Consider the following 21168-nt stretch of genomic DNA (forward strand, 5'->3'; position numbering starts at 1 on the left):
ATCATGGGGCACCCTGTATTATGCTTAAAATATTGCGCGTTCCTCGCGTATAACCTTGACGAATTCAATATTGCGGTCCTCAGGCCCTTTGACAGGGAGCCCGATGTCGACGTGATCGCGGATATAATCGATGTTCTCTTGCGATATGACTTCGCCTGGCAGCAAGATCGGAATGCCTGGCGGGTATACGTATATAAATTCAGCAATGATTCGACCTGCAGATTGCTTGAATGGAATAACCTCTGTATCCGCATAGAAGGCATCTCGTGGAATGAGAGACAACTGCGGGATCTCCGGTATTTTCACAACAAGCTCCTGAACTTCATTCCGCTCATGATGAAGCTCAGATAATTCACGCAAAGCTCGAAGCAGCGTGTCAATCGTCTCTCTGGAGTCACCCGGAGTTACGAGACACAAAATATTGTACATATCGCTAAGCTCGACCTCAATATTGTAATGATCGCGGAGCCAGTTCTCTGTTTCATAACCAGTAATTCCTAGATGACGGACATGTATCGTTAGTTTAGTTGGATCGTAGCTATAAGTAGCCTCTCCACCTAAAATCTCTTCGCCAAAGCAATAGAGGCTAGGAATTTCGTTAATTTGCTGACGAGCAAACTGGGCCAGTTCAATCGCAGTTTCAGCCATATCATGACCATTCAGGGCCAAGTTGCGGCGTGATGTATCGAGAGAAGCCAGCAATATATATGAAGTGGATGTCGTAGTCAGCATGCTGAATATCGTTTGTACACGCTGAGGATTAACGAGTCCATTTTTGGTATTCACATTAAGCACAGAGCTCTGCGTAATGGAACCGCCAAGCTTATGCACACTTGTTGCAGCCATATCAGCACCGGCTTGCATCGCAGACATCGGCAGCTTTTCATGGAAATGAATAAGAACGCCGTGTGCCTCGTCAACAAGTACAGGAATATCGTAGGAATGTGCCAAATCGACGATTTCTTTCAAATCTGCGCAAATACCGAAGTATGTTGGATTGATGACAAGCACCGCTTTTGTATCCGGATGCTTCTCCAAAGCTCTGCGCACTGAGCTGGTTGTGATGCCATGATCGATTCCGAGATTCGCATCCCGTGCTGGTGAGACGAATACAGGCTTCGCTCCGGCAAAAATAATGGCGGACATGACGGATTTATGGATATTTCGCGGAACAAGAATCTTGTCTCCCGGAGAACATATCGACATAATCATCGTCATGATTGCACTGCTTGTGCCTTGTACGCTGAAAAACGTATAATCGGCACCAAATGCGTCAGCAGCGAGCTGCTGCGCCTCGGCGATGACGCTCGTAGGTTGGTGCAAGTCATCAAGCGGAGCAATATTAATCAGATCTATAGAGAGCGCGTTATCTCCGATAAAACTTCGGAATTCTGCGTCTGTTCCTACGCCTTTCTTATGACCTGGAATGTGGAACTGCACCGGATTATGGGAGGCATGCTCCGTAAGTGCGGTAAATAAGGGCGTCCGATGATGGTTCATCGCCGTATCACAACCTTTCATGTTGGCAATCTACTGAGCTGCGCATGGTGTGTCCTGCGCAAACAAAGTTAAGTTTAACAAAAACGCCCCGGAATGCAAGATGTTTTTCCTGCTGTTCGAAGTGATATAGAGAACGAGGATTTGCAGTTTATTCATTTTCGTTTCAGGGTATGGTGTGATAGGATGTACATATCGGAGGGAAGTGTCATGAAAAAGAAAATGTCCGTCGTCATGTTCATGCTGATGATGGTGTTCATTGGATTTGGAATTGTAATACCGGTTCTGCCGCGAATGATAACGAATGCGGGCGCCAATGAATTTCATTTGGGGCTAATGCTCGCGATTTATTCACTGATTGCGTTCGTGGTATCACCAATATGGGGGGCGCTGTCGGAAAAAGTAGGCCGGCGTCCGATCATTCTTATCGGGACTCTTGGTTTCAGCATTAGCTACTTGCTGTTCGGATTAGCAGATGGTGAGCTTTGGATGATGTATGTATCCCGTGCTCTGGGAGGGGTCTTCTCCGGTGCAGTGGCTTCAGTAATCGTTGCTTATGTCGCTGACATCACGACGCCCGAACAACGAACGAAGGGCATGGCATTCGTCGGAATGTCGATTGGCTTGGGCTTTACTTTTGGACCAGCCTTTGGCGGTATTTTAAGCAGATATGGTTATAATACGCCTTTCTTTGCAGCTTCAGCATTGACATTTATCACATGTGTATTGGGCTTTCTATTGCTCAAGGAGTCGCTCACTCCTGAGAAGCGCAAGGCGAGCCATGAATCAGCTCCTTCACGCTGGATCGCCTTTACAGGCCGCATGAAGTATTTGTATGTATTATCTTTCTTTGTAACCTTCACGTTGGCAGGTCTAGAATCAACGCTGCTCTACTTTGAAGCGGTACGAATTCCCGGAATTACAGAGGAGCAGATTGGATATATGTTTTTCTTCTGCGGACTTTCGGGAGCTCTTATTCAGGGCGGCGTTGTAAGACGCTACATTAAGAGTGGAGGAGAGAAGAAGGCAATTGCCGTAGGCTTGATCATATCAGCTGCGGGATTCTTGCTGCTGTTGCTGTCCTCAAGTGTTGTCGACGCGACGATTTATTTATGTGTATTCGGGATCGGCAATGCCCTGATTCGCCCGTGTGTTACCTCGTTGATTACACAGAAGACGACGGTAAGCCAAGGGGTTGCTTCAGGTTTGAATTCATCTATGGACAGCTTTGGACGCATTACGGGGCCGCTGCTGGCTACGGCTCTGTTCGGGTGGAATATTAATCTGCCATACATAATTGGAGCAGTATTGTGTATTGCTGCAATTTGGCTGCTTGTTCGTTTTGCACTGCTGGATCGGAAGCAAACAGCGGCGAGCACAACTGCATAGGAATACATTTGCAAAAAATCTGTGTTCAACCTCTGCTCAGGCAAGGGGAGAACGCAGATTTTTTTGTTCCGCTTGTTCCGCTCGTTAAGCTTCGACAGCCATCCGATATAGCGGCATTAGTGTTGTGATCGTCTGCCGGGCAAGCTCCATAAATGCCTCACCATTTTGCAGCAGCGGATCATTCATCGCAATGTGGCGTCCAACCAGCCATTCTGCTGATTTCACATCCCGGAAGCGGGTAAGCTTGTCCGTCATATCCGCGTCATTTAACTCACCGATACGTAAGGCATCTTTCTTCATATGATCCATAGACAATACATAATCATCCGGAATGATGCTTCTCAGCTTTTTTTGGTGATCGAGCATCGTTTGTGCAATATTGCGCTTGTTCGCCACTTCATAGATGAAAGCCAGCCAAATGAAAAGGTGATCGTCGAACAGGCCAACTTGGAAATGGGGCAGGGACTTGTATCCACGCTTGCTTGGCCCAATGGCAAGCCACGTATCCTTTGGGGGATTGACTGTACGGCGTGCATGCTTCGCGATATGGAGGAACATTTCAGTTCCGCTATGCATAGCTACATCGCTAATGAGTTGTTCGCCTATAGCACGGAATTTGGGTTGAATACGTTCGCGGATCGCCTCCATCCGAGCATCCAGCCCCTCGATCGTAAAAGTTTCAAAGTCTGAAGGATAAAATCCAGTAAAAGACATGCATCTCTTCCTTTCTACCAAGTTGTGATCTATGCATTATTGATGTAAGTCCAACTGAAATAGTTAAACTTACTACATCTACACTCAGGACTCGTTCAAAATAACATACTTGCATTTTTCATTTTCATAGTAAATAGTCGCTATTTCAGTATATCACATCTCATTGAGAATATTTATCAAATTATAATTATTATATTTTGATGGAACAAGCCTCTTGTTCGGAAATCGAGTCAATAATCCAAGTTGATGAATCATATGATGGAGTATACGACAAGGTAAGGAGGGATTGCCGTGAATCGCAGCGACGAGGTGGAGTATTGCAACTTGGAGCTACGCTTTGACCGTCGGCAAATCCAGAACCTCATCCGTGATCTCATACAAGAAGGTTATTCCTTGTATTGGAGTGAAAATGAATCGCTATTCATCGTATCTATCCGAACAGGCAGGAAGTTGGTCAAACTTCGGTTCCAACGTGTGGAGCAGCGCTACAAAATTGTCGGCGACTATACGATTCGGGATGAGAAGCTGGCTGACTTCATGGAAAAACTGATCGGCGATTCACGCGGGCATGCGGTCGTCAAACGGTTCAAAGATAGACAGATCTTTATCGAAAATATTTTGTTCGGGGAGCGAATACGGCTGGTTGAGGTTATTGGACCTAAGCAGCGTGTGCTCTATCAGAAGCGCCCTATAGTGACAACGGAGGAGATGATGCAGGCGTTTTTATCCAATCGGGCAGAGCAGCGCATGCGGGTAATTCGGCTTGAAATGGATTATGCGCTCGCCGAGTTGTTCGAAGCGATGAATGAGCAAAAAATAGCTGTAATTGAGAGCTGTAAAGAAAAGCTGAACGAGTTGCGCTCAGAAATGATTCAGCTTGAATGGTAAGTGATTTTCATGCTTTGATCACCCTCCCATCCGCCAAAATGTATGGATGAACTGCTAGGGGCGAGATGGTTGCAGGGTGTTTTGCTGTGCTGTACAATAAGCGTAATGCAAAATATATAAATTTATGGATAAAGGGTGGAACAACCAAATGGCTAACAATCAAATTGGTGTCATTGGCCTTGCCGTAATGGGTAAGAACTTGGCGCTCAACATCGAGAGCCGCGGCTTCAAAGTATCGGTATACAACCGTTCCCGCGAGAAAACAGATGCACTCATTGCCGAGGCGGAAGGCAAGAATCTGACAGGTACATATTCAATTGAGGAGTTCGTGCAGTCGCTTGAGACACCTCGTAAAATATTGATTATGGTACAAGCCGGACAAGCTACAGATGCAACAATCGAGCAGTTGATCCCGCATTTGGATCAAGGCGATATCATTATCGATGGCGGTAACGCTCACTTCCCTGATACGCAGCGTCGCAGCAAGTACTTGGAAGAGAAGGGCTTCCGCTTCATCGGGACTGGCGTATCCGGCGGTGAAGAGGGCGCATTGAAGGGGCCTGCGATTATGCCTGGCGGCCAAGAGAGTGCATATCGCATAGTAGAGCCGATTTTGACAAGCATTTCCGCGAAGGTAAATGGAGATCCTTGCTGCACATATATCGGGCCAGATGGTGCAGGCCATTATGTGAAAATGGTTCATAACGGTATTGAGTACGGCGACATGCAATTGATCTGTGAAGCTTATCATTTGCTTACGAATGTGCTTGGTGTAAGTGCTGAAGAGCTTCACTCCATCTTCGGTGAGTGGAACAAGGGCGAGCTTGACAGCTATCTGATTGAAATTACAACGGACATCTTCTCCAAATACGATGAGGAAACAGGCAAGCCGATGGTTGATGTTATCCTCGACTCTGCTGGTCAAAAAGGTACTGGCAAATGGACAAGCCAAAGCGCGCTTGACCTGGGCGTTCCATTATCCATGATTACAGAATCTGTATTCTCCCGTTTCTTATCCGCATTGAAGGACGAGCGCGTCGTTGCAAGCAAAGTGTTGAAAGGGCCGAAGACTGCTGCATTCACTGGAGACAAGGCAGCTTTCATCGAGAGCATCCGCAAGGCTTTGTACGCGTCCAAGATCGTATCCTACGCACAGGGCTTCGCACAAATGCGTGCGGCATCCGAAGAATTCGGCTGGAACCTTCGTTACGGCGAGATCGCAATGATCTTCCGCGGCGGCTGCATTATCCGTTCTCGCTTCTTGCAAAACATTAAAGAAGCTTATGACCGCGATCCAGAGCTGAAGAACCTGCTGCTTGATCCTTACTTCCAAAATATTGTGGAGACGTATCAAGATGCATGGCGCGAAGTCATTAGCACAGCGGTTGCGTATGGTGTTCCTGTTCCAGGATTCGCAAGTGCACTTGCATATTTTGACAGTTATCGCACGGAGCGCTTGCCAGCGAACTTGCTGCAAGCACAGCGTGATTACTTCGGAGCGCATACATTCAAACGCGTAGACAAAGAAGGAACATTCCACTACAACTGGATGTCTTAATAGAAATCAAAATAACGCCGAGCCCGCGGAGGACTCGGCGTTATTTTTGCATAAGGATATTCATCGGTTGCTACTCATATAATCCGGATACGAGAATGGTCAAGTATTTGCGTATGCGATCAGATTCCTGTCCGTAGCTGCTGCTGTGCACGAGCAGGGAGGAGATTTCGGCATAACTATGAAAGCGACGCACGAGCTGATCTGATGCAAGCATAGCCCATTTGTCCGGATGATCTGTGAGCTGCTGCTTCATCACATCCAGCGCCCAGACGATGTCTTCCCTGCACAGTGGGTGATTCGGATCCAAAATCCGAGACAAACGAACGGATATGGGGCGCTGAATAGCTGATTTGGATGGGTGCGGTTCTGGGATAGGCAAATTTGGCATGCCTTATTCACTCCTACATAAAAAGTGGCATTATCCGGTTTCCTAATAAAATAGACAATGCAGCAGGGCTATTATTCATCTTTACGTTGAACTTCTTCATTTTATACCTATCGGCATTGTCGAATAAAAGAAACGTGTGATATCATATGGGAAGTTTACCGTCAAGCCAACAGCTGAAATGCTTCATGCAGAGCGGCTTGACTTATTAAGAAATGAGGCTTGAAATCATGCAGCATATTATTTTAATCGGATTCATGGGCACCGGGAAATCGACAGTCGGTCAAGAAGTGGCTAGACAGCTAGGATGCAGTTTTGCAGATTTAGATGCTGCTGTGGTCGCACGTGAGGGCCGCTCGATCCCAGAAATCTTCGCTACGGATGGAGAAGCTTATTTTCGAGAACGAGAAAGTCAGGCCTTAGCTGATATGCTGAACCATTCAACACGGCATGTAATTGCTACTGGCGGCGGGATCGTCCTTCGTGAGTACAATCGCGAGTTAATGCGAGACGGAGGCTATATCGTTCATTTGGCTGCAAGCAAGGAGACCATTTTGGCGCGTGTGAAGCGAGACCGCAATCGCCCGCTGCTTCAGGGAGACATGGAAGAACGTGTATCCAAGCTGATACAGCAGCGCGAGGGGCTGTATGACTTTGCACATACAACCATAGCTACCGATAATGAGACCGTTGTGCAATTGGCTGCTCGCATTTGTAAGCTGGCGGATGGAAGCTGCAAGTAAGAGCCCCTAGCATGAGGGGCCGACCATCGTTCCAGATTATACAGACTTGTGTTCTAACTGACTCCAGGCGAGCATGCCGCCTTCCATGTTGACACACCCTTCAATGCCGATATGCTGCAAATATTCGCAAACTCGTTCACTGCGATATCCGCTGCGGCAAATGAAAATAATTTCATCCGTCCGCTCAACTTCATCAAGGCGATCGGGAATTTCGTTCATGGGGATATGTTTAGCGCCGGGAATCATCCCGTAAGCTACTTCCTCTTCTTCCCGCACATCTATTAAATTTAGCGCTTCGCCGCGTTCTAGGCGTTGTTTTAAGACAGCCACATCAATTTGAGTAATTGGTTTCATGTCAAATAGGCATCCTTTCTTATCTAGAATTCATTCGAGATAAGAGTTATTATACGTTGAAAGATAAAGGAGTGGAAGCGCATGGACGTAATCGTTCGATCAACACCGAAACTGCAAGGGGATATTCAAGCACTCTCTTCGAAAAACTACACAACTCGCTACCTTCTTGCAGCTGCATTAGCGGAGGGCACGAGCACGATTTATTATCCTGCTCACAGTGAAGACAGCGATGCGATGCGGCGCTGCCTCCATGATTTAGGTGCACAGCTGGTAGAGGATGAAGAGAAGATTGTCATTACTGGCTTCGGAAAAAAACCGACATTGAGCAATCCCTCACACGAATTGAATGTGGGAAATGCGGGTGCTGTACTACGCTTCTTGATGGGGACAGCCTCTCTGCTGGAAGAAGTCAATTTTGTAAATACGTATCCAGATTCGTTAGGCAAGCGTCCTCATAATGATCTAATAACTGCGCTTGAACAAATGGGCGTGGGCATTGATCACCGGGAAGGCAAGCTACCCATTACGATTCGAGGCGGGAAGCCTCGTGGAGGAAAGATTAAGGTATCGGGCAATGTAAGCTCGCAATTTTTAAGCTCGCTGCTGTTCCTGGCACCATTACTTGAGGAAGACAGTGAGATTGAAGTAATGGATGATTTGAAATCGAAGGTAGTTGTTGGGCAAACGCTTGAGGTGCTTGCGGAAGCAGGAATTCGAATCGAAGCAAGAAAAGATCTAATGTATTTCAAGATAGCCGGCAATCAACAATATGAAGCAAAGACATATACCGTTCAAGGCGACTATCCGGGCTCTGCAGCGGTTCTCGCTGCAGCGGCAGTCGTTGATTCTGACGTTATCATTCGCGGATTAACAGAGGACAGCAAGCAAGGAGAGCGAGCGATTGTCGACGTGCTGCGCATGATGGAGGTTCCACTTGAGCATGAGCATTCCGTTGTGCGAGTTCAAGGAAATCGCAGGCTGAAGGCCGTTGAAGTTGACGGTGACGTTGCAACAGATGCAGTTCTAGCTATGGTAGCTGCTGCTGTGTTCGCGGAAGGCACTTCACGTTTCTACAATGTGGAGAATTTGCGCTACAAGGAATGTGATCGAATTACTGATTATGTAACAGAGCTCCGCAAAGCAGGTGCGGATGTCGAGGAGCGTCAAGCAGAAATTATCGTTCATGGACGCCCAGAAGGCGTGACAGGCGGTGTAGAAATTAACGCTCATTATGATCATCGTGTTATTATGGCATTAACGGTAGTCGGCTTGCGTGCAGAGCAGCAAATCCGCATTAAAGATGCTCACCATGTTGCCAAGTCGTATCCGCAATACTTCGATCATCTGCGTGCACTTGGCGCACAAGTGGAATGGGTAGAATAGAACGCGTAATGTACGATAATCCGGCAGCTTACTGCCAAATTTAAGGGGGTTATGTAATAATGAGCTATCAGCATCCATCGCAAGAGGCAATTAAGGAGCTGCTCCTTAGCAGCACGAACATTGCAGTTGTCGGACTATCTGACGATCCGACTCGCGTATCCTATATGGTGGCAGAGGCGATGCAGCGCAAGGGATATCGCATCATACCTGTTAATCCGAAAGCGGATCGCATACTTGGCGAGCCTTGCTATGCTTCGCTTCGCGATGTACCGGATCATATTGATATCGTCAATGTGTTTCGACGCAGTGAATTCTGCGCAGACATTGCACGTGAAGCTGCGGCTGTGAATGCTGGGGCAATTTGGATGCAGCAGGGTGTTGTCAGTGAAGAGGCAGCTGCAATTGCAGAGGAGCATGGAATGACTGTTGTCATGGATTTGTGCATTAAGGTGCTAGACTCGATTTTGCTTCCGCAGGGCAAGGGAGAGTCTGCGTCCTCATAACGTGAAAAGACGAAGACCGGGCATTCCGAGTTGCTGCTGCGATGAAGGGGCCCGGTTTTTCGCGCCATATTATTTACGAGTGCTGCGAGATAGGAATACGGCTGTAAAATGCTTTGACAACAAAGCGTGATGCCCTTACCATTCATGGTAGAAGGGAGGATGTGCATTGAATCAATTAGGGCGATTGCAGCAATTATCGCGTGCGCTCATGCAGCCGCTAATCGCACTGCCCGCTGCCGCGCTTGCTATTGCCATTGGCAATTTGCTTCACAGCGCAGGTCTGTCGGATATTGCGATATTATTTGAATTAACGGGGAAGACCGTATTTTCCGTACTTCCTTACATTTTTGCAGTTGGGGTTGCACTTGGACTATCTAATAATGCTGGTGTAGCTGCACTATCGTCCCTGCTTGGTATGTTTATCTTCAAACAACTGCTTGTTCAATGGCAAGCTTCATTCGAACCGACGATTCTGAATGGCATTTTATTTGGGGTCATGGCAGGCTTTTTGCATGAACGGTTCAAAAATATAAAGATGCCAGAATATTTGCAGTTCTTTGGTGGTCCGAGATTTGTGATTGCCATTACGATATTTGCTTCGATTTTGCTTTCTTGGTTTATGAAGCTGTGCTCGCCGTTTTTGCAGCAGGGCGTCATGTTTCTTGGCCAAGAACTGCTTGCCATGGGCGGATTCGGGGTGTTTTTGTATGGAGTCATGCATCGTGTGTTAGTCGCATTTGGACTGCATCATCTTCTCAATAATGTGTACTGGTTCCAAATTGGCACCTTTACGAATAGCGAAGGGATGTCCTTTACAGGGGATTTACCGCGGTTTTTTGCAGGGGACCCGAGTGCAGGTATTTATATGGCAGGCATGTATCCGATTATGATGTTCGCACTACCGGCCGTTGCATTGGCTATTGTACATGAATCACGGGAAGATTTACGCCCGAAGGTGCGCAAAACCTATTTTACGGCTGCCTGTGTGTCCCTGTTGACGGGGATTACCGAGCCGATTGAATTCGCCTTTTTGTTCGCAGCGCCTTATCTATTTGTTGTCCATGCCTTGTTGACCGGAGCTGCAATGTGGCTGACTGCTGAGATTGGTGTTAGACATGGGTTTTCTTTCTCCGCCGGGGCAATTGACTATGTGGTCAATTTCCATCAATCGACGAAGGGGCTGTGGATTATCCCGATTGGCATCGCATTTGGATTCATCTATTATGTGGTGTTCCGCTATGCGATTCAGCGGTTTCAAATCCCGACGCCAGGCAGGGTCGATGGCTCCTTGCTTGATGATATGGCGGGAGATTTGCTCCCTAGGGTGCCGCTAATTATTCGCGCGCTTGGAGGTAAAGATAACATCATTGATTTGCAAGCCTGCATTACGAGACTGCGGTTAAGAGTCAAGAATGATAAGCTGGTAGACCGTCACGCGCTTCGCGTACTTGGAGCAGCAGGGGTCATTCGTCTTGGAGGCGGTCATATTCAAGTTGTATTTGGCACGTACTCGGAGTTAATCAAGGACGAAATGGCAAAGCGTCTGCAGCGGGATCCGAACCAGATCTGGCTTGTTGCTCCTGTGCATGGACGGATGATTCCGATCGAAGAAGTGCCGGATAAGATATTTGCTCAGAAGCTTGTAGGTCAGGGCGTAGCTTTTTATCCGGATAAAGGAGAGCTCGTATCGCCTGTACGCGGACATATTCGTCATATTTACCCGACGATGCATGCGATCGGCATTGAAACGCCTGAGGGGTTAGAAGTATTGTTACATATTGGAATAGAGACGTCATCATTGAATGGCGCCGGTTTTCAAGCAGTAGTACAGGAAGGTGATGAAGTGAAACCGGGACAGCTGCTCATTAAATTTGATTTGCCTGAAGTGAAAAAACGCTGTAAATCACTTGCAACACCGATGGTAATTACGAACTCAGACGCAGTAGCATCATGGAGCATAGCGCCATTTGCGCCTGTACGGAAGGGGCAGACTTCAGTCATGTCAGTCATCATGCATGAACACGCGGTTGGAGGTGCAAGCCGATGACGCAGAAAGTCCAAGGTATCGGTGCATCCGCAGGCATTGCCATAGGCAAAGCATTTGTATTGCCGACTTGGGAGTGGGATGTTCCTGAGGAGAAAATGGATCCAGCCGACTTAGCGCGTGAATTCGAACGATTGTATGACGGAATCCGTTCCTCGAAGCACGAAATCGAATTTATTAAGAGTGAAATTAAAGAAATGGTCGGCAGTGAAGAGTCATGTATTTTTGACGCTCATCTGGCTATTTTGGATGATCCGATCTTCATGAATGAAATTCAAGGACTCATTCAGCGTCAGTATAAGGCAGCTGAAGTTGCGGTAAAGGAAGCGATCGACCATTTTGTAACGATGTTCGACCTACTCGATGATGAGTATATGAAGGAGCGGGCATTGGATATCAAGGATGTAGGTAACCGACTGCTCAAGCATTTGCTAGGAGCTCCGGAAATAACGCTTCCGACGGACGCACAGCCGTATATCCTTGTTGCGAAGGAGCTGTCTCCGTCACAGTTGGTGCATTTGAATCCCAAAAATGTATTGGGGATTGTCATGCTACAGGGAGGGAAAACATCACATTCGGCCATTATGGCTCGAGCGCTGGGCATTCCACTTGTACTCGGACTGGAAGGAAAAATATCGAAGCCGATCCAGACAGGGGATACGGTTATTGTTGATGGTGAGTATGGCATTGTGCATATTGCTCCACCGCAGGATGTGATTTCCTGCTATGAAGTTCGGCGAGATGCATATGTACAGGAAGCTGACGAGCTTCAGAAGATCGTATCCTTACCAGCCGTTACACTCGATGATTTCAATGTTCAGTTGGGAGCGAACATCAGCTCTACGCGCGAACTGAATATTGCCGATCAAAATGGGGCGGAAGGTGTTGGGCTATTCCGGACGGAGTTCATGTATATGGATCGCTCCTATCCCCCTTCAGAAGCTGAACAGTTCACGGTGTATCTGGAAGCGGCGGAACATTGCAAGGAAAAATCGGTTATTATTCGCACCTTAGATGTCGGCGGCGACAAGCCGATGGACTATTTGAACTTGCCTGAGGAGGATAATCCGTTCCTCGGTTATCGGGCAATTCGGATTTGTCTCGATCGGCAGGATCTATTCAAGACACAACTGCGAGCCATCTTGCGTGCAAGCGCTCATGGCCCGATTATGGTGATGTTCCCGATGATTACATCCGTGAATGAGGTGCAGGCAGCTAAGTCCATTCTGGAGGATGCCAAGGCCGAGCTGCGTGAAGAAGGCCTTCCCTTCAATGAAGAGCTTCCAGTAGGCATTATGATAGAAGTTCCAGCCGCAGCTATGATCGCCGATCAGCTTGCGAAGGAAGTCGATTTCTTTAGTATCGGAACGAATGATTTGGTTCAGTATACGCTTGCAGTAGATCGGATGAATGAGCAAATTGCACATATGTATGATCCATTCCATCCTGCGGTCCTTCGCTTGATACGTTATACCGTTCAGGCGGCGAAGCAAGCAGGGATCATGGTTGGCGTATGCGGCGAGATGGCTGGAGATCCACGGGCGGTGCCCATTTGGCTTGCGCTTGGTGTGAATAAATTAAGCATGTCTTCTCGTTCCATTCCGCGTGTGAAGGCGGCAGTTCGACGCTCAACAGTGGAGCAGTGCAAACGTATCGCGCAAAGTGTGTTCGAATCGGGAACAAAGGAAGAAATTGAGATCTTGCTCGAGCAGCAGCGTTCATAAGGATATTAAGGAGAAACAGAGAAACACCGTACAAAAAGGCATGCCCTGGTATTCAAACGAGGGCATGCCTTTTTCCTATGGAGCAGGTAATTATACTTCGGCTAATTTATCGCAAAAAGCTTTGCCGTATGCAGGCAGATCAGGCGGTCTGCGCGCAGATACGAGATTGCCGTCTACAACAACCTCCTCATCTAGCCATTTAGCACCTGCATTTTCCATGTCGTCACGAATTCCCGGAGTAGAAGTCACCGTACGGCCATTCAAAATCTTAGCGGAAATGAGTACCCAGCCAGCATGACAGATTTGTCCAACAGGTTTGCCATCAGCATTCATTTCCTTCACGATGCGGAGCGCATCAGCGTAGCGGCGGATCTTATCCGGCGCCCATCCGCCAGGAACGAGCACGCCATCGTACTGAGATGTATCAATGTCAGCATAAGCATAGTCTGAGGTTGCAGGAACACCATATTTACCGATATAGGTTTTGCCGCGTTCCAGACCTACCAGATGTACTTCGGCGCCTTCTTCACGGACGCGGTGAACCGGATACCACAGTTCCAAATCTTCAAATTCTTCATCTACAAATGCAACAATTCGCTTGCCACTTAAACGCATGAATGTTGTCCCTCCTTCGTATGGATATAGCAGAGCATTTCTTTGAATTCCGCCTATTTTTTGCAGAACTCTCAGAGAATTGGGGGTTTTCCCATACAATGTCCATTGTCTCTTATTCCAATATGACCTACGATCATAGACAACAGGGAATCGTGTACGATACACCACATTTATTTAACCACATTGTCCGTGAAAAAGTACACAGCGCCCGCACAAATTGCATGCGTAAGGTGAGAAATCTCATTGCAAATCGCTCAGCAGCGCTAGGTAAATTGCTAAAAGTGTAAAAAAATACATATATGTGCACGGAAGGAGATTGTAAGGCTTAGTCGAATATTCGAATATTAGGATAACCCAAAATTGAAATGTAGTCGTCTGCAGCAATTGGCCGCAAGAAATCATCAGTATCATCTTCAGTATCATCTATAGAAATGGTAGGAATACCAACGTTGTATGTTCAGGGGTGAATGATATGTATACAAGATGCATTTGTGATCAATACATGGATATAACCGTCCGCACAGTTGTACATGCACGAACGATTCACATCCATCGTGTACCGGTTGCCACTTGTATGAATTGCGGGCGCTCGGAACTGCTTTCCTTTATTAAAAAGGATGTCATAGCTCTCATACACAATCGCATGGATATGATCGCTGAGAACCCGCAGGCATTGGAAAATGCTCCTTTGCATGTATCTTTTGATGAGCAGAATGAGCTGGCCAGCGTTATCGTCTCCTTGCTGGATGAGGAGCAATGCGATGATATGCTGTCACGGTTGGAATGCCGCATTGCAGAACGGGTCAATCAATTGCTCGACTTGTATCTATTTGCACGGACGTGCAATGACACACTATGGATGAAAGAGCTGCAATGCAGATTAAAACAGATTTCCGGTTTTAGTTTTGAGTCATATCGGGTTAAAATAAGCTAAAGAGCATTTTCATAGATCATCATAAGAATTATGATCGATATTCTTATACATGTAAGCAAAACGAATCGAAGTATAGGAGGCAGTAAGAATGGAAGCAGTGACTACGATGGAAGAACTTGAAGCGTTTATAGAACGGTCGAAGCAGCAAACCGTAGTTCTTTTCAAGCACAGTACGCGTTGTCCGATTAGCTCACATGCGGATGAGGAAATGAGCAAGGTGGCAGAGGAGTTCGAATCGCAAGGAATTGCAATTGGCCGAATTCTGGTCGTCGAAAATCGTGACGTCTCACTTGCATGTGCGGATAAGCTGGGCATTAAGCATGAATCCCCGCAGGTCATCGTATTGCGTGATGGGGAGCCTGCATGGAACGAATCGCATCATGCTATACGATATGACAACTTAGAAAGCATCCTTACGCAATGAACGGTAAATAATGACAAATGGTGGCGGATTTGCTCGTGACATTGCGAATTTTCTGAAAATAGCGTATCATTAACATAATATCAATGGTCGCAACAAATTTATCGTTAATTGGAGAGAAGGATCGTGACGGTAACTATTTATGATGTAGCAAGAGAAGCGGGCGTCTCGATGGCCACCGTTTCCCGGGTTGTCAATAACAACCCGAACGTGAAGCCGCAAACGCGTAAGAAAGTATACGAAGCGATTGAACGTTTAGGTTATCGCCCGAATGCGGTTGCACGCGGACTTGCGAGTAAGAAGACGACAACCGTTGGGGTTGTCATTCCTGATATTTCGAATTCTATCTTTGCCGAAGTAGCGCGCGGTATTGAGGATATTGCCAATATGTATCATTACAATATCATTTTGTGCAATGCGGACAAGAAGAAGGAGAAAGAAATTCGGGTTATTAATACGCTGCTGGAGAAGCAGGTGGACGGACTGTTGTTTATGGGCGGAGTTGTTACGGAGGATCATGTTCAAGCATTCCGTACTGCTTCGGTGCCGATTGTGCTGTGTGCAACAACAGACGAGCATGGGATTATCCCGTCGGTCGATATCGATCACGAGGCAGCAGCCTTTGATGCTGTGAATACACTTATCCGACATGGGCATCGTGACATTGCGATGATCAGCGGCACGCTTCAAGATCCAGCAAACGGCTTTGCCCGTTTTCAAGGATATAAGCGTGCATTGGAAGGCGCGGGCGTCGAATACAAGGAAGACTTGGTTAGAATTGGCAACTACCGCTATGAGTCCGGCGTAGAAGCGATGAAGTACTTCCTCGGCTTGAAGAAGCGTCCGACGGCAATCTTTGCTGCAACGGATGAGATGGCTATCGGCGCAATACACTGCATTCAAGATGCTGGCTTGAAGGTGCCAGATGACTTCTCTGTCATCAGTGTTGATAATATCCGCATGGCATCGATGGTTCGTCCGCAATTGACGACGGTAGCTCAGCCAATGTATGACATTGGTGCGGTAGCGATGCGCTTGCTGACGAAGCTGATGAAGAAGGAAAATGTAGAACATTCACGTGTAATTTTGCCGCACGAAACGATTCTTCGCTTGTCTGTAAGTGAAGTGTAAGGTTCGGTTGCTGCGTGTGAATCCATAAGAATACGGTTAGATATATACGTAAGGCCCCATGTATGTGGGGTCTTTTGTATGGTTATGAAGTAGATATACGTACAGGAGGCTGGTTTCGATGACGAATGCGCATGGATCGGTTATTGGTGTAATTGGGGCAATGGATGAGGAAATCGAATTGTTGCTTCAGGCAGCTCAACCGGTAGAACAAGTGGATGTCGCGGGACTCCGTTATTACAAGGGCTCACTCCACGGTATAAACATCGTTATTTGCAAGTCTGGAGTAGGGAAAGTAAATGCTGCAGTAACTACGCAGGTGCTGATCGACCGTTTTCATGTAACGAAGGTGATTTTCACAGGCGTAGCAGGTGCAGTGCACCCAGAACTGAACATCGGGGACATCGTCATCTCGACGTCCTGCATGCATCATGATATGGATGTAACCGCACTTGGGTTTGCTCCAGGCGTAATCCCGTTCCAAGAGATCTCACAGTTTATGGCTGATGCAGGTCTTATCGAATTGGCAGAACGGGCGTGTGAACGACTCGTACCAGGCCGATATCGCAAAGGAGTCGTGCTGTCAGGCGATCAATTTGTCGCAGATCGAGACAAAGTTCGAAAGCTGTATGAAACATTCACTGGATCAGTTTGCACAGAGATGGAAGGTGCCGCAGTGGCACAAGCATGCTTCATCAATGAGATTCCGTATGTCGTTATTCGCTCCATGTCGGATAAGGCGGATGGGTCAGCTCATGTTAACTTTTCTGAATTCACGGTGGAAGCCTCACATCGCTCCCACCAAATTGTGGACAGCATGCTGCAAGGATTACAGAACTAATTACGTTAGTTAATAAGTAATGAATATGATAGGCAGCACAGCGGCGCAAGCGACCTACACTTAGGATCTGCTTGCGCCGCTGTTCATTCTAACGAATATATTCCATTGCAAGCTCCTTAGCCCTTGCATTGCGGTCTTGAATAATACTTCGTCTTGGCATCGGCGCCCAAGTAGATGTATCATCATGCCAAGTGTGGGGGAGGGGTACGGGGGACTTCTGCGACCACTTCGTCAACCATTGTTCCGGCAATAGCTGCTGTGGGTGGTTCGTTAATGTACGTGCAAGCGGATGCTCGCTCATTTCCAGCCATAGCATGCTCCAAGCGCGCGGCACGACCCGCCATATATCATAGCCACCTCCGCCAATGGCGACCCATTTGCCATTGGCGTATTGATGTGCAAGACGGTGGATAATGCGCGGGATCTCACTATAGATACGCGTGCTGCAATGCAAGTGAGACAACGGATCCATTGCATGAGCATCACAGCCATGCTGGCTAATTATAATGTCCGGCTTGAATGCTGCTGCTGCACATTGTACGGTCTCTGTGAAGCATTCCAGCCACGAGTCATCCTCCGTATACGGTTCCAGCGGTACATTGACGCAAGCGCCAAAACCCTCTCCACCGCCGCGTTCATGCACGAATCCTGTACCCGGGAACAGAAACTTCCCAGTCTCGTGAATGGAGTAAGTAAATACATCTGGATCCGTATAAAAGCACCACTGTACACCATCTCCATGGTGGACATCTGTGTCGATATACAGCACTCTTGCACAGTACGTATGCCGAAGCCAGGCGATTGCGACCGCAGCATCATTATATACGCAGAAGCCTGCACCTTTATCGCCAAAGGCATGATGAAGTCCACCGCCCAAATGCAGAGCGTGTTCAGATCTTCCAGACATGACCGCCTCACAAGCAGCAATGGAACCGGCAACTATCGCGCAAGCCGCTGTATGCATCCCTGGAAAGTAAGGAGTGTCTTCCGTATGCAAGCCGTATTGTGCTGCTTTAACGGCCCACTCGGCAGTTGGATTCGGTTCGCTAAGCTTCTTTACAGCTTCGATATAGTCGGCGCGATGAATGAGAGGCAGCAAACGTTCGATATCTGCGGCTTCCGTCTGAAGACGTGTGATAGCGCCTTCATCTATGGCTTTAGCGTATTCTAGCAGATCATGCGTCATAGCAAGCCGCTGCTGATCGAATGGGTGATCGGCATTAAAGCGATAGCGGAGGGCTTCCTCATGCATGAAGTATAGTGCCTTACCTGACATGTCCAACATCCCTCTCCTAACAATACTAATACATGAACCGCTGACGGAATCGGACGCGGTCGAACTGCTCCTCTGACGATAATGGAACGTTCTTGCCGATACGAACCATAAGGCAGTTGGCAGGGTGGGAACAAATTTCAGGATCGTCTGTCGCATACCAGATCATGCCTACGGATTCCATCAACTTCTCCATCATCTTCCGATAGTCCCATACGTTCATTCGGGTGCCATCCAAATCCCAATGCCAATAATATTCAGTCGTAAATACAATATAGCGCTCCATCTGTTCATCTTCAAACGCTGTCGAAATCATGCTTCTGCCCAAACCAAGTGAGCGGTAATCCTTGGCGACCTCAATGGCGCCAAGCTCAATTAAATCATCCATTTGTCCATCTGACCAGCGCTCAAGCTCATCGGGATAATGGAAGGTGACGTAACCGACGATAGTAGAGCCTTCTCTCGCAATAATAATGCGTCCTTCGGGTAAATCTGCGATCTCCACAAGCGCTTGGTGTTGATCAGTTGGCCGGCGAAACGCCTTCAAATCGGTGTGCATAGTCAAGGTGCGAAGAATATCGGAACGTACGGGGCCTTCGACAACAACAACTCGTTCCGTATGAGGAATAATATGAGCGTAGTATCTCTTCGGATGTTCCACACCAAGCAGCTCCTTTCATCTCTTCCATTCCGTTATAGCAAAAATAGAATGATTTGAAAAGGAAAAGAATAGGCGAAAAACAAATCGTATGCTATAATGATTTTGCCTTAAAGTTCATGATTTTTTCCCTTGACACCACGAACTGCATCATCGTCCTTTAGTGCATTTCTTCATGAAAGCGATTTATTACACGAATTTGTGATTCGTGGAGCATGAATAATGATGTAAAAGACATAGGAGGATGGAACAATATGGGTAACGTGCAGGGAGAAATTATTGCTGCGATTGCAAGCAATCCAAACATGAGTGACTATGGAAAATGGTCGGCCGATTTCAGGTGGGAAGAGGTAGAGAAGCAATTTTCTTGGTATGAGACTGGAAAAGTAAATATGGCTTACGAGGCGATTGATCGGCATGTTGCGAACGGTCGCGGAGATAAGGTGGCGCTCTATTACAGTGATGCTGTTCGTGATGAAGCGTATACCTATACTGAGTTGAGCCGCAAGACGAATCAGTTCGCGAACGTGCTGCGCAACCTCGGAATTCAAAAGGGAGAACGCATCTTCATTTTCATGCCGCGCACACCTGAACTGTATATCAGCTTACTTGGCTCGCTGAAGATTGGGGCTGTTGTCGGTCCACTATTCGAAGCGTTTATGGAGACTGCGGTTAAGGATCGGTTAGAGGACAGCGCGGCAGTAGCGATTGTGACAACTCCAGCGCTCGTTCATCGTGTGCCCCGTTCTGAGCTGCCTGCCTTGAAGCATGTGATTCTTGTAGGTGACGAAATAGAGGTTGAGGATGGAATTGTTGATTTCCACGCGGAAATGTCTACCGCCTCCGAAGAAGCCGAAGTGGAATGGCTGCAGCGGGAAGACGGGCTCATTATTCACTATACATCCGGCTCGACAGGCAAGCCTAAGGGCGTATATCACGTACAAAACGCAATGATTCAGCATTATCATACCGGAAATGTTGTATTGGATTTAAAGGAAGACGACATTTATTGGTGTACAGCAGATCCAGGTTGGGTTACTGGAACGTCATACGGGATATTCGCACCGTGGCTGAACGGAGCGACGAACGTGGTTCGTGGCGGACGGTTCAGTCCGCAGGACTGGTACTCAACCATTGAGAAATATAAAGTATCCGTATGGTACAGTGCTCCGACCGCATTCCGTATGCTGATGGGTGCCGGGGATGATGTAATTTCGAGCTTTAACTTATCAAGCTTACGTCACATCCTGTCTGTAGGCGAACCGCTTAATCCTGAGGTTGTTCGTTGGGGAATGAAAGTTTACAATCATCGGATTCATGATACATGGTGGATGACGGAAACGGGTGGACAGTTGATTTGCAACTATCCGGCAATGGCCATCAAGCCTGGCTCCATGGGACGTCCTGTCCCAGGAATTGAAGCCGCGATTATTGATGATCAAGGCAATGAGCTTCCTCCATTTCGAATGGGGAACCTGGCCATTCGTACACCATGGCCGTCGATGATGCGAAAGGTATGGAACAATCCGGCTAAGTATGAAGAATACTTCCGCCTTACAGGATGGTATGTATCGGGTGATTCTGCCTACATGGATGATGAGGGCTACTTCTGGTTCCAAGGCCGAATTGACGATGTTATTAATACATCGGGCGAACGAGTTGGCCCCTTCGAGGTAGAGAGCAAGCTTGTCGAGCATCCGGCAGTCGCGGAAGCAGGCGTAATCGGGAAGCCTGATCCAATGCGTGGCGAAATTATTAAGGCATTTATTTCTTTGCGCGAAGGCTATACGCCGTCCGAAGAGTTAAAAGCGGATATTGCGAAGTTCGTCAAGGAAGGGCTGTCCGCACATGCATCGCCTAGGGAGATTGAGTTCAAGGACAAATTGCCGAAAACTCGCTCAGGCAAAATTATGCGCCGTGTGCTCAAGGCATGGGAATTGAGCCTGCCGACAGGCGATTTATCAACGATTGAGGATTAACTGCTGAAGTCATTATTGACAAATCCATAATAGTGGGATATTATCCCAATAGCGAAGCGAATATGCAACGCGAAACGACAAGTACAATAGAATGGACATAACATGTTACCGCAAGGGCATTCGTTATGGAAGTTCAG

Annotated in this window: 20 protein-coding genes; 13 read left to right on the top strand and 7 right to left on the bottom strand. The window is 47.4% G+C overall.

Going from position 1 to position 21168, the window contains the following annotated elements:
• Positions 1-24: 24 nt before the first annotated feature.
• The gene (locus tag ACQ5BJ_RS09385; protein ID WP_268599623.1) at positions 25-1500 is read right to left on the bottom strand and encodes an aminotransferase class I/II-fold pyridoxal phosphate-dependent enzyme; all 1476 of its coding nucleotides are present in this window, start codon (positions 1498-1500) and stop codon (positions 25-27) included.
• Between the two features lie 207 nt (positions 1501-1707).
• On the opposite strand from ACQ5BJ_RS09385, the gene ACQ5BJ_RS09390 reads away from it, so the two are divergent.
• Positions 1708-2886 carry an MFS transporter gene (locus tag ACQ5BJ_RS09390; protein ID WP_430109971.1) on the top strand — a complete coding sequence of 393 codons (1179 nt, stop codon included), beginning with the start codon at positions 1708-1710 and terminating at the stop codon, positions 2884-2886.
• 84 nt (positions 2887-2970) lie between these two features.
• On the opposite strand, the gene ACQ5BJ_RS09395 is transcribed toward ACQ5BJ_RS09390, so the two are convergent.
• Positions 2971-3600: a YktB family protein gene (locus ACQ5BJ_RS09395; protein WP_005548152.1), complete on the bottom strand. Its 630-nt coding sequence runs from the start codon at positions 3598-3600 to the stop codon at positions 2971-2973.
• 291 nt (positions 3601-3891) lie between these two features.
• On the opposite strand from ACQ5BJ_RS09395, the gene ACQ5BJ_RS09400 reads away from it, so the two are divergent.
• Together ACQ5BJ_RS09400 and gndA are read left to right on the top strand one after the other, a co-directional pair.
• Entirely contained in the window at positions 3892-4488 is a 597-nt protein-coding gene (locus tag ACQ5BJ_RS09400; RefSeq protein WP_005548153.1) for a hypothetical protein, read from the top strand.
• A 148-nt stretch (positions 4489-4636) separates the two neighbouring features.
• The gene (gene gndA, locus ACQ5BJ_RS09405) at positions 4637-6046 is read left to right on the top strand and encodes an NADP-dependent phosphogluconate dehydrogenase (RefSeq protein ID WP_163975714.1); all 1410 of its coding nucleotides are present in this window, start codon (positions 4637-4639) and stop codon (positions 6044-6046) included.
• 70 nt (positions 6047-6116) lie between these two features.
• On the opposite strand, the gene ACQ5BJ_RS09410 is transcribed toward gndA, so the two are convergent.
• The gene (locus tag ACQ5BJ_RS09410) at positions 6117-6434 is read right to left on the bottom strand and encodes a hypothetical protein (protein WP_005548157.1); all 318 of its coding nucleotides are present in this window, start codon (positions 6432-6434) and stop codon (positions 6117-6119) included.
• 227 nt (positions 6435-6661) lie between these two features.
• Between ACQ5BJ_RS09410 and ACQ5BJ_RS09415 the strand changes: the two genes are divergently transcribed.
• Positions 6662-7174, top strand: a complete 513-nt coding sequence (locus ACQ5BJ_RS09415) for a shikimate kinase (RefSeq protein WP_430109966.1) — start codon at positions 6662-6664, stop codon at positions 7172-7174.
• Positions 7175-7210: 36 nt separating this feature from the next.
• On the opposite strand, the gene ACQ5BJ_RS09420 is transcribed toward ACQ5BJ_RS09415, so the two are convergent.
• A complete protein-coding gene (locus ACQ5BJ_RS09420) occupies positions 7211-7528 on the bottom strand; it encodes a rhodanese-like domain-containing protein (RefSeq protein ID WP_268599625.1) in 318 nt (105 codons plus the stop codon).
• 81 nt (positions 7529-7609) lie between these two features.
• Between ACQ5BJ_RS09420 and aroA the strand changes: the two genes are divergently transcribed.
• The 4 genes from aroA (at position 7610) to ptsP (ending at position 13182) form a co-directional block, all read left to right on the top strand.
• The gene (aroA, locus tag ACQ5BJ_RS09425) at positions 7610-8911 is read left to right on the top strand and encodes a 3-phosphoshikimate 1-carboxyvinyltransferase (RefSeq protein WP_163975707.1); all 1302 of its coding nucleotides are present in this window, start codon (positions 7610-7612) and stop codon (positions 8909-8911) included.
• A 59-nt stretch (positions 8912-8970) separates the two neighbouring features.
• Positions 8971-9414, top strand: coding sequence for a CoA-binding protein (locus ACQ5BJ_RS09430; RefSeq protein ID WP_005548166.1), 444 nt, complete (start codon positions 8971-8973; stop codon positions 9412-9414).
• A 166-nt stretch (positions 9415-9580) separates the two neighbouring features.
• Positions 9581-11461 (top strand): glucose PTS transporter subunit IIA, encoded by a 1881-nt coding sequence (locus tag ACQ5BJ_RS09435; RefSeq protein WP_005548168.1) that lies wholly within the window; start codon positions 9581-9583, stop codon positions 11459-11461.
• The gene (ptsP, locus tag ACQ5BJ_RS09440) at positions 11458-13182 is read left to right on the top strand and encodes a phosphoenolpyruvate--protein phosphotransferase (RefSeq protein ID WP_430109962.1); all 1725 of its coding nucleotides are present in this window, start codon (positions 11458-11460) and stop codon (positions 13180-13182) included. Before ACQ5BJ_RS09435 ends, ptsP begins: the two co-directional genes overlap by 4 nt.
• Positions 13183-13272: 90 nt before the next feature.
• Here ptsP and ACQ5BJ_RS09445 read toward each other — a convergent pair whose 3' ends face one another.
• A complete protein-coding gene (locus ACQ5BJ_RS09445) occupies positions 13273-13797 on the bottom strand; it encodes a type 1 glutamine amidotransferase domain-containing protein (RefSeq protein ID WP_005548171.1) in 525 nt (174 codons plus the stop codon).
• A gap of 472 nt (positions 13798-14269) precedes the next feature.
• Between ACQ5BJ_RS09445 and ACQ5BJ_RS09450 the strand changes: the two genes are divergently transcribed.
• From ACQ5BJ_RS09450 to ACQ5BJ_RS09465, 4 genes are all read left to right on the top strand, one after another.
• Complete coding sequence (locus ACQ5BJ_RS09450; RefSeq protein ID WP_005548173.1) at positions 14270-14731, top strand: hypothetical protein; 462 nt, start codon at positions 14270-14272, stop codon at positions 14729-14731.
• Positions 14732-14819: 88 nt separating this feature from the next.
• Positions 14820-15155: a bacillithiol system redox-active protein YtxJ gene (gene ytxJ, locus ACQ5BJ_RS09455; protein WP_005548175.1), complete on the top strand. Its 336-nt coding sequence runs from the start codon at positions 14820-14822 to the stop codon at positions 15153-15155.
• Positions 15156-15278: 123 nt separating this feature from the next.
• Positions 15279-16283 (top strand): catabolite control protein A, encoded by a 1005-nt coding sequence (gene ccpA / locus ACQ5BJ_RS09460; protein WP_005548177.1) that lies wholly within the window; start codon positions 15279-15281, stop codon positions 16281-16283.
• Between the two features lie 118 nt (positions 16284-16401).
• Positions 16402-17121, top strand: coding sequence for a 5'-methylthioadenosine/adenosylhomocysteine nucleosidase (locus ACQ5BJ_RS09465; RefSeq protein WP_005548179.1), 720 nt, complete (start codon positions 16402-16404; stop codon positions 17119-17121).
• Positions 17122-17209: 88 nt separating this feature from the next.
• Here the strand turns inward: ACQ5BJ_RS09465 and ACQ5BJ_RS09470 are convergent, their stop codons facing one another.
• Positions 17210-18397 carry an acetoin utilization protein AcuC gene (locus ACQ5BJ_RS09470; protein WP_268594653.1) on the bottom strand — a complete coding sequence of 396 codons (1188 nt, stop codon included), beginning with the start codon at positions 18395-18397 and terminating at the stop codon, positions 17210-17212.
• A 25-nt stretch (positions 18398-18422) separates the two neighbouring features.
• A complete protein-coding gene (locus ACQ5BJ_RS09475; RefSeq protein WP_005548183.1) occupies positions 18423-19055 on the bottom strand; it encodes a GNAT family N-acetyltransferase in 633 nt (210 codons plus the stop codon).
• 251 nt (positions 19056-19306) lie between these two features.
• Here ACQ5BJ_RS09475 and acsA point away from each other — a divergent pair, with 251 nt between their 5' ends.
• Entirely contained in the window at positions 19307-21031 is a 1725-nt protein-coding gene (acsA, locus tag ACQ5BJ_RS09480; protein WP_268599631.1) for an acetate--CoA ligase, read from the top strand.
• The last annotated feature ends 137 nt before the right edge of the window (positions 21032-21168 follow it).

The sequence above is a fragment of the Paenibacillus sp. B1-35 genome (assembly GCF_050474385.1).
GTDB classification, from domain to species: Bacteria; Bacillota; Bacilli; order Paenibacillales; family Paenibacillaceae; genus Paenibacillus_B; species Paenibacillus_B alvei.

Bases quoted from the DNA above. Each gene is read 5' to 3' on its own strand.
- ACQ5BJ_RS09385 (WP_268599623.1), bottom strand. From the start codon at position 1,500: ATGAACCATCATCGGACGCCCTTATTTACCGCACTTACGGAGCATGCC.
- ACQ5BJ_RS09390 (WP_430109971.1), top strand. From the start codon at position 1,708: ATGAAAAAGAAAATGTCCGTCGTCATGTTCATGCTGATGATGGTGTTC.
- ACQ5BJ_RS09395 (WP_005548152.1), bottom strand. From the start codon at position 3,600: ATGTCTTTTACTGGATTTTATCCTTCAGACTTTGAAACTTTTACGATC.
- gndA (WP_163975714.1), top strand. From the start codon at position 4,637: ATGGCTAACAATCAAATTGGTGTCATTGGCCTTGCCGTAATGGGTAAG.
- ACQ5BJ_RS09410 (WP_005548157.1), bottom strand. From the start codon at position 6,434: ATGCCAAATTTGCCTATCCCAGAACCGCACCCATCCAAATCAGCTATT.
- ACQ5BJ_RS09415 (WP_430109966.1), top strand. From the start codon at position 6,662: ATGCAGCATATTATTTTAATCGGATTCATGGGCACCGGGAAATCGACA.
- ACQ5BJ_RS09420 (WP_268599625.1), bottom strand. From the start codon at position 7,528: ATGAAACCAATTACTCAAATTGATGTGGCTGTCTTAAAACAACGCCTA.
- aroA (WP_163975707.1), top strand. From the start codon at position 7,610: ATGGACGTAATCGTTCGATCAACACCGAAACTGCAAGGGGATATTCAA.
- ACQ5BJ_RS09430 (WP_005548166.1), top strand. From the start codon at position 8,971: ATGAGCTATCAGCATCCATCGCAAGAGGCAATTAAGGAGCTGCTCCTT.
- ptsP (WP_430109962.1), top strand. From the start codon at position 11,458: ATGACGCAGAAAGTCCAAGGTATCGGTGCATCCGCAGGCATTGCCATA.
- ACQ5BJ_RS09445 (WP_005548171.1), bottom strand. From the start codon at position 13,797: ATGCGTTTAAGTGGCAAGCGAATTGTTGCATTTGTAGATGAAGAATTT.
- ACQ5BJ_RS09450 (WP_005548173.1), top strand. From the start codon at position 14,270: ATGTATACAAGATGCATTTGTGATCAATACATGGATATAACCGTCCGC.
- ytxJ (WP_005548175.1), top strand. From the start codon at position 14,820: ATGGAAGCAGTGACTACGATGGAAGAACTTGAAGCGTTTATAGAACGG.
- ACQ5BJ_RS09465 (WP_005548179.1), top strand. From the start codon at position 16,402: ATGACGAATGCGCATGGATCGGTTATTGGTGTAATTGGGGCAATGGAT.
- ACQ5BJ_RS09470 (WP_268594653.1), bottom strand. From the start codon at position 18,397: ATGTCAGGTAAGGCACTATACTTCATGCATGAGGAAGCCCTCCGCTAT.
- acsA (WP_268599631.1), top strand. From the start codon at position 19,307: ATGGGTAACGTGCAGGGAGAAATTATTGCTGCGATTGCAAGCAATCCA.